The organism is Pseudoflavonifractor capillosus (assembly GCF_016902575.1).
Classification (GTDB): domain Bacteria; phylum Bacillota; class Clostridia; order Oscillospirales; family Oscillospiraceae; genus Enterenecus; species Enterenecus capillosus_A.
Genome location: NZ_JACSNZ010000067.1, coordinates 1 through 6812 on the forward strand (window position 1 = coordinate 1; position 6812 = coordinate 6812).

General features: G+C 59.0%; 9 protein-coding genes. 6 read left to right on the top strand and 3 right to left on the bottom strand.

Going from position 1 to position 6812, the window contains the following annotated elements:
• The 3 genes from H9X86_RS11325 to H9X86_RS11335 all read right to left on the bottom strand — a co-directional run.
• A partial coding sequence (locus H9X86_RS11325; protein ID WP_204901629.1) for a precorrin-2 dehydrogenase/sirohydrochlorin ferrochelatase family protein occupies positions 1-373 on the bottom strand: 373 nt, incomplete at its 3' end.
• A gap of 5 nt (positions 374-378) precedes the next feature.
• Positions 379-1572, bottom strand: coding sequence for a glutamyl-tRNA reductase (gene hemA, locus H9X86_RS11330; protein WP_204901630.1), 1194 nt, complete (start codon positions 1570-1572; stop codon positions 379-381).
• 20 nt (positions 1573-1592) lie between these two features.
• Positions 1593-2381: a sirohydrochlorin cobaltochelatase gene (locus H9X86_RS11335; RefSeq protein ID WP_204901631.1), complete on the bottom strand. Its 789-nt coding sequence runs from the start codon at positions 2379-2381 to the stop codon at positions 1593-1595.
• 192 nt (positions 2382-2573) lie between these two features.
• Between H9X86_RS11335 and H9X86_RS11340 the strand changes: the two genes are divergently transcribed.
• The 6 genes from H9X86_RS11340 (at position 2574) to H9X86_RS12570 (ending at position 6603) form a co-directional block, all read left to right on the top strand.
• A complete protein-coding gene (locus H9X86_RS11340; RefSeq protein WP_204901632.1) occupies positions 2574-2945 on the top strand; it encodes a GntR family transcriptional regulator in 372 nt (123 codons plus the stop codon).
• Positions 2946-2949: 4 nt separating this feature from the next.
• Positions 2950-3792: an ABC transporter ATP-binding protein gene (locus H9X86_RS11345; protein ID WP_204901633.1), complete on the top strand. Its 843-nt coding sequence runs from the start codon at positions 2950-2952 to the stop codon at positions 3790-3792.
• 1 nt (position 3793) lies between these two features.
• Positions 3794-4417, top strand: coding sequence for an ABC-2 transporter permease (locus H9X86_RS11350; protein ID WP_204901634.1), 624 nt, complete (start codon positions 3794-3796; stop codon positions 4415-4417).
• Between the two features lie 163 nt (positions 4418-4580).
• Positions 4581-6068 (top strand): DUF1846 domain-containing protein, encoded by a 1488-nt coding sequence (locus tag H9X86_RS11355; RefSeq protein WP_204901635.1) that lies wholly within the window; start codon positions 4581-4583, stop codon positions 6066-6068.
• A gap of 135 nt (positions 6069-6203) precedes the next feature.
• A complete protein-coding gene (locus H9X86_RS11360; RefSeq protein ID WP_204901636.1) occupies positions 6204-6371 on the top strand; it encodes a YlcI/YnfO family protein in 168 nt (55 codons plus the stop codon).
• A 103-nt stretch (positions 6372-6474) separates the two neighbouring features.
• Positions 6475-6603 carry a helix-turn-helix domain-containing protein gene (locus H9X86_RS12570; RefSeq protein ID WP_243416939.1) on the top strand — a complete coding sequence of 43 codons (129 nt, stop codon included), beginning with the start codon at positions 6475-6477 and terminating at the stop codon, positions 6601-6603.
• The last annotated feature ends 209 nt before the right edge of the window (positions 6604-6812 follow it).

Sequence of the window (6812 nt, forward strand, 5' to 3'; positions counted from 1 at the left end):
CCACCACCCCGGCCACCACCCCATCCCCCAGACACACGGCGGGGAAGAAAAAGGTGCAGGCGCTGGGGTCGTCGGCGACACTCACCGGAATGGAGCGGGTATGGGCCTCCTGGCCCACCTGCCGATTGGTTTCCCGGCAGTCGGTGGCAGCCACCGCCAGGGTGGCCCCGGCCAAGTCCCCAGGCTGGTAGGGGCGGTTTACATGGGTCACCGGGGGCATATCCGGGTGTAGGGTGGGGGCAATCACCACCACCTGGGCCCCAAATTGCAGCAGGGTGCGGGCCCGGCGCAGGGCGATGGTTCCCCCTCCCACCAGCACTACTTTCTGGCCCGTCAGGTCAATAAACAGGGGGAAACGTGGGTATTGGCCCATGTCTCTCACCCCTTTCCTGTGGTGTGGGCCCGGATCTTCTGGGCGCACTGGCGCAGGCTGTCCGGCTCGGGGGGCGTGGGCAGCCCCCCCACCAGCAGCTCCACGGTGCGCTGTACCGTCAGGGCGATGCGCTCGTCCGGCTCCAGCTCCTCCCCCATCAGCTGGGGATTGGCGGTGAGCCGCTGGACAATGGACAGCTTCAGCTCCTCCATCAGGGGCAGGCTCACCTTATAGTGGAACCAGCGGTAAAACTGACGCTGGTACTTGTCCAAAATCTCCTGCACCTCTTGGGGCACCGTGTGCAGGGGAGAAGTGTCCATGAGGTCGTCCACGTTGAACAGTTTGACCCCAGGCAGCTGCCCCACCTGAGGCTCAATGTCCCGGGGGATGGCCAAGTCCACCATGGCCCGGGGCAGTTTGCCCACCTGGGCCAGCCGCTCCACGGTGACGGTGTAGTGGGGGCTGGCAGTGGCGGAAATGAGCACGTCCACCCCGCCCAGAAGTTCAAATCGGCGGTCATAGGGCTGGGCCTCACACCCGGAGGGCACCACCGTCTCCCCGTGGCGGTAGGTGCGCAGGGTCACCATCACCTGGCATCCCGCCTGGTGGAGCAGCTGGGCGGACAGCTTGCCCATCTCCCCGTTGCCGATGACCATGGCCCGCAGCCCCTTGAGGCTGCCCAGGTGCTGGCGCAGCAGCTCCACCCCTTGGCTGGCTGCCGAGGTGGGCAGGGCGGTGAGGCGCACGGTGGAGCGGATCTCCTTGCCGGCGGAAATGGCGGAGCGGAACAGAGTCTCCAGCATGGGGTGGGTGGAGTGGCTGTCCCGGGCCAGGGTGATGGCCCGTTTGACCTGGGCCAGGATCTGGTCTTCGCCCCACACCCTGGAGCGCAGACCCGCCGCCACCTGCATCAGGTGCTCCACCGCATCCTCCCCCTGGCATGTGACAAAGGCGGCGGAGAAGGGGGCAAAGTCCACTCCGGCGGCGTGGCACAGCACCTGGCCCGGATGGCAGGTGTCGGCACAGCACAGGTAAATTTCCGTGCGGTTACAGGTGGACAAAATCACACAGCCGTGGATGTTGGGCAGTGCTGCAATCTGGGCGTTGAGCCGCTGGACGTGGGTGGCGGTGAAGGACAGCGCCTCCCGCAAATCAATGGGAGCCAGGTGGTGTTCCAGGCTGGACATGACGACGATCATGGAGTGTTCCTCATTCCTATCTAGGTAAGCCCTCGGGCGGCCTGCTGGGCATGGGCCACAAAAAGGCGGCGGATGGCAGGGCAGTGCCCCAGCCCCTGGGGAATGCCCTCCACCTGAAGCCCCTGGGCTGAAAGCTGACCGTGCCAGCTCTCCGGCCCCGAGAGCATGTCCCGCAGGGCGTGGACCCCGCACACCACCGTCAGGGGGTGCAGGTAGAGCCGGGTGAGGTGGGGGCTGTCTTGACCCAGGCGTTGCAGAGTCTGTGGGGGGGTGAGCCCGTCTTTCAGGGTGCCCACATACAAATGGGTGTGGCCCAGGCGGTGAAGGGCCTGTTCCAGCTGGGCATACACCTGGTGAGTCTCGTGGCTGGTGCCGTGGCCCAAAAACAGTGCCCCCGTGTCAGGGGTCAAGGGGGGCAGGCAGGAGGGCAGAGCGGCTGCCACCGCCTCCACATCCTGGCAGGTGGACAGCAGGGGTGTCCCCACACACAGCCTCATCCGGGAGGTGAAGGGGGCCATGTGCTCCACCATGGCCTGGTACTCACTGCCTTGCAGCAGGTGGGTGGGCTGGACAAGCACCTGGGAATATCCCTCTGCCGCCAGCTGCTCCAGGGCATCAGAGACATGGGAAATGTGGGGGCCGCCCCGCTGGGCCAAGGTGTCCCGGAGAAACCGACTGGTGAAGGCCTCCACCAGGGGCAGACCGGGGAAGGCATCCCCAATCTCCCGGGCAATGGCGGTGAGGGCGGACAGGGCAGAGGGCTGGCTGGTGCCATAGGACACCACCAATACCGCCGTGGCCTCTGACACAGCATTCCCTCCTCTCCACACAAAAACATTCACCTTCCAGTATACTATATTTTCCCCCTCTGTCCACCCCTTTTCCCGGCGAATGGATGGAAAAAGTGGGGGTGAGGTGGAAAAAATAAGTTTTCGTCAGATTCTCTTGACAAGGCTGTATCTACTGTATATACTGTACATACACAGATAGGAGGTGATGGGGTGAATCTCTACATCGACAACCGCAGTGGGGCCCCCATTTACGACCAGATCTACACCCAGATCAAACATCAAATCATCAGCGGGGAGTTGGAGACAGACCAGGCTCTGCCCTCCATCCGCAATCTGGCCAAGGATCTGCACATCAGCGTCATTACCACCAAGCGGGCCTATGATGAGCTGGAGCGGGAGGGGTTTCTCTACACCCTGCCGGGAAAGGGGTGCTTTGTGGCCCCCAAGAATGTGGAGCTGCTGCGGGAGGAGACCTTGAAGCAGATCGAGGGCCACATGGAGGAGATATGGAAGCTGGCTTCCGCCTGCCAGCTGACAGGCGAGGAGCTTTTGGAGATGTTTCGCCTGAGTATGGAGGAGTGATACCATGAATGCACTGGAAATTCGCAATCTGACCAAAGATTATGGAGCGTTTCGGCTGGAGAATTTGAATCTCACCCTGCCCTGTGGGTGTATCATGGGGCTGATTGGGGAGAACGGAGCGGGGAAGAGCACCACCATCAAGCTGATTTTGGACATGATAAACCGGGATGGGGGCACCATCACCATCCTGGGCCGGGACAACCGGGAAGACCTTATCCTCACCAAGCAGGATATCGGTGTGGTGCTGGACGAGGTGGGGATCCCCCAGTGCCTGAGTGCCGTACAGGTGGGCAAGGTCATGGCAAACACCTTCGCCAGGTGGGATCAGGAGCTATACGCCCAGTACCTCAAGAAGCTGGATTTGCCCGAGAAACGCCCCTTCAAGGAGTACTCCAAGGGGATGAAAATGAAGCTGGGCATTGCGGTGGCTCTGTCTCACCACCCCAAGCTGCTCATTCTGGACGAGGCCACCTCGGGGCTTGACCCGGTGGTGCGGGATGAGGTGGTGGAGATGTTCAGCGAGTTTACCCGGGATGAGAGCCATGCGGTGCTCATTTCCTCCCACATTGTCAGCGATTTGGAGAAAATCTGCGACTACATTGCCTTTTTGCACAAAGGTAAGCTGATGCTGTGTGAGGAGAAGGACCGGCTGCTGGAGGAGTATGGGCTCATTCATTGCTCCCAGGAGCAGCTGGCGGAGTTGGACGAAACGGCTGTGCGTGGGGTGAAGGCATCCCCCTACGGGGTGGAGGCCCTGGTGCGCCGGGACGGGGTTCCCACAGGAATGCAGGTTAGCCCTGTGAGCATTGAAGAGCTGTTTATCTTTATGGTGAAGGAGGCGGCGTGACATGAAAGGGCTGCTTTTGAAGGACTTCTATCTGTCGTGGCGGTACTGCCGGGCGTTCCTTGTGATTGTGGCGGTGTTTTTGGCGGTATCATTTACGGGAGATGACAATATCTTTTTCCTCATCTACCCCATTATGATTGCCAGCGTCATACCCATGACGTTGCTTTCCTACGACGAGCATGACAAATGGACGGCTTACAGCGGCACCCTTCCCTACACCAGGACTCAGCTGGTGAGCGCCAAGTATCTGGTGGGCCTGTGTTTTGGAACGGTAGCATTTCTCATTTCCATGGCAGCCACCACCGTGCGTATGCTGATTGGGGGCGGCTTTATCCTGGAACAGTTTGCTGTGGTGGGGACTGCATTGTTGGTATTGGGGTGTTTGGGTCCTGCTTTGATCCTGCCCTATGTATTCAAATATGGGGCAGAAAAGGGACGCATAGCCTTTTATGTTACAGTGGGGGTATTCAGTGGTGTGGCTGCGGTGTTGGCCGGGATGGGCTTTCAGATTCAGACGATGACCCGCGGCCTTTGGCCCCTGGCGGTGGTGGCCGGGGTGGCTATCCTCCTGTACGCCCTGTCCTGGGTGCTGTCCATCCGCTTCTACCAGAAGCGGGAGCTGTGACAAGAGGCAAATTCGACAAAAATACCCTCCATTTCTCAGCGGGGAAATGGAGGGTGTTTTTTGAGAAAATCCTTGTTTGACGGTGGGATATGTGTTAAAATTTCGGAGATAATGTGTAAAGAGGGAGGATGGCTTCCGGGCGGCCGGGAGCCGACGTGCGAGGATGGCAAATAAAATCGGTTTCGACAATCAAAAGTATCTGGAAATGCAGTCTGCCCACATTCGGGAGCGGATCTCCCAGTTTGGTGGTAAGCTGTATCTGGAGTTTGGCGGCAAGCTCTTTGACGACTACCATGCCTCCCGGGTGCTGCCCGGGTTTGCCCCGGACAGCAAGATCCGCATGCTGCTGGAGCTGCGGGACAGCGTGGAGGTGGTCATTGCCATCAACGCCGCTGCCATTGAGCAGAACAAGGTGCGGGGCGATTTGGGCATCACCTACGACGAGGATGTGCTGCGCCTCATTGACACCTTCCGCTCCAAGGGCCTGTATGTGGGCAGCGTGGTCATCACCCAGTATGCCGGGCAGTCCGCTGTGGATAACTTCAAGCGCCGCCTGGAGGACTTGGGTGTCACGGTGTACCTGCACTACCCCATTGCCGGCTATCCCCACGACATCCCCCACATCGTCTCCGACGAGGGCTATGGCCGCAACGACTATATCGAGACCACCCGGCCCCTGGTGGTGGTCACCGCCCCCGGCCCCGGCTCGGGCAAAATGGCCACCTGCCTGTCCCAGCTCTATCACCACCACCGCCGTGGGGTGAAGGCGGGCTATGCCAAGTTTGAGACCTTCCCCATCTGGAACCTGCCTCTCCAGCACCCGGTGAACCTGGCCTATGAGGCCGCCACCGTGGATTTGAACGACGTGAACATGATCGACCACTTCCACCTCCAGGCCTACGGGGAGACCACCGTGAACTACAACCGGGACATCGAGGTGTTCCCCGTGCTCCGGGCCATGTTCGAGCAGATCATGGGGGAGAGCCCCTACAAGTCCCCCACGGACATGGGGGTGAACATGGCGGGCAACTGCATTGTGGACGACGAGGCGGTGCGGGAGGCTGCCTGCCAGGAGATCATTCGCCGTTACTACACCGCCCTGTGTGACCAGCGCCGTGGCCAGGGGGACAAGGAGAGCGTGTACAAGCTGGAGCTGCTGATGAAGCAGGCCGGGGTGTCCACCGAGGACCGCCCCGTGGTGGCCGCTGCCGAGGCTCGGGCGGAAGAGACGGGGGAGCCCGCCGCCGCCATTGAGCTGCCCGACGGTACCATCGTCACCGGAAAGACCTCGGAACTCATGGGCTCCTCTTCCGCTGCCTTGCTCAACGCCCTGAAGAAGCTGGCTGGGCTGGGAGATGAGGTTCACATGATTTCCCGGGAGGCCATTGAGCCCATCCAGAAGGTGAAAATTCACCATCTGGGCAGCCAGAATCCCCGCCTGCACAGTGATGAGGTGCTCATTGCCCTGGCCATTTCCGCTGCCACTGATCCCCAGGCGGAGCTGGCCCTGTCCCAGCTGGACAAGCTGCGGGGCTGTGATGCCCACTCCTCGGTGATCCTGTCCGCCGCCGACAGCACCGTGTACCAGAAGCTGGGCCTGCGTATGACCTGCACCCCCCAGTATCAGAGCAACAAACTGTATCATAAGTGAGAAATGCCCCCTGGAAGCACCGCTTCCAGGGGGTTATCGCTTTCATGCACTGCAATATATAATGCAATAATGATTGCTATATTACATGTATTCTTTCCCGTAAAAAGCAAGTAAACTTTTTGTAGGGGTGATATCATGTTTGAGATTAAAAAGCCACAAAATTCTAACAAAACCATTCGCATGCCGGATGATTTAATTCAAAGATTACAAAAATTAGCGGATGAAAATGACATCTCCTTCAATCAGTTGGTGATTCAGTGTTGTGAATATGCACTAGACCATAGGGATTCCAACGATAAATAAGTCTTGTCACAGAGAAGGGAAGGATGGCTTTGATACGTTTAGACGTTCTGCGCCTTTTGGAGGAGCAGGGAAGAACGAAATATTGGCTTTATAGCAGCTGGGCATGAGCTATCAGAATTTCAACCGTATGGTGAACAATGAGACCAAATCCATCCGGTATGAGAACATTGAGACCATATGTCTGCTTCTCAACTGTACCCCCAACGATTTGTTTGTCATCACGGAAGAGTGATGCACCAGACCAAAAGCCTCCCTCCCGGAGGGAGCCAAAAGGGTGTCACAGCCCTAAAAAGCAAAAAGCATCCCCCGGAAGCAATGGCTTCCGGGGGATGCTCAGACTGTCGAAGAACCCCTGTTTTCATTGAGCGAAAACAGGGGTTCTGGTCATAGTTTGGGGAATAACGGCAAATATGATGCGCAAATTGGAGTTCTCCCAACTCC

What these genes read in the sequence shown, in the direction of transcription:
- hemA (WP_204901630.1), bottom strand. Translation starts at nt 1,572, where the DNA reads ATGATCGTCGTCATGTCCAGCCTGGAACACCACCTGGCTCCCATTGAT.
- H9X86_RS11345 (WP_204901633.1), top strand. Translation starts at nt 2,950, where the DNA reads ATGAATGCACTGGAAATTCGCAATCTGACCAAAGATTATGGAGCGTTT.
- H9X86_RS11350 (WP_204901634.1), top strand. Translation starts at nt 3,794, where the DNA reads ATGAAAGGGCTGCTTTTGAAGGACTTCTATCTGTCGTGGCGGTACTGC.
- H9X86_RS11355 (WP_204901635.1), top strand. Translation starts at nt 4,581, where the DNA reads ATGGCAAATAAAATCGGTTTCGACAATCAAAAGTATCTGGAAATGCAG.
- H9X86_RS11360 (WP_204901636.1), top strand. Translation starts at nt 6,204, where the DNA reads ATGTTTGAGATTAAAAAGCCACAAAATTCTAACAAAACCATTCGCATG.
- H9X86_RS12570 (WP_243416939.1), top strand. Translation starts at nt 6,475, where the DNA reads ATGAGCTATCAGAATTTCAACCGTATGGTGAACAATGAGACCAAATCC.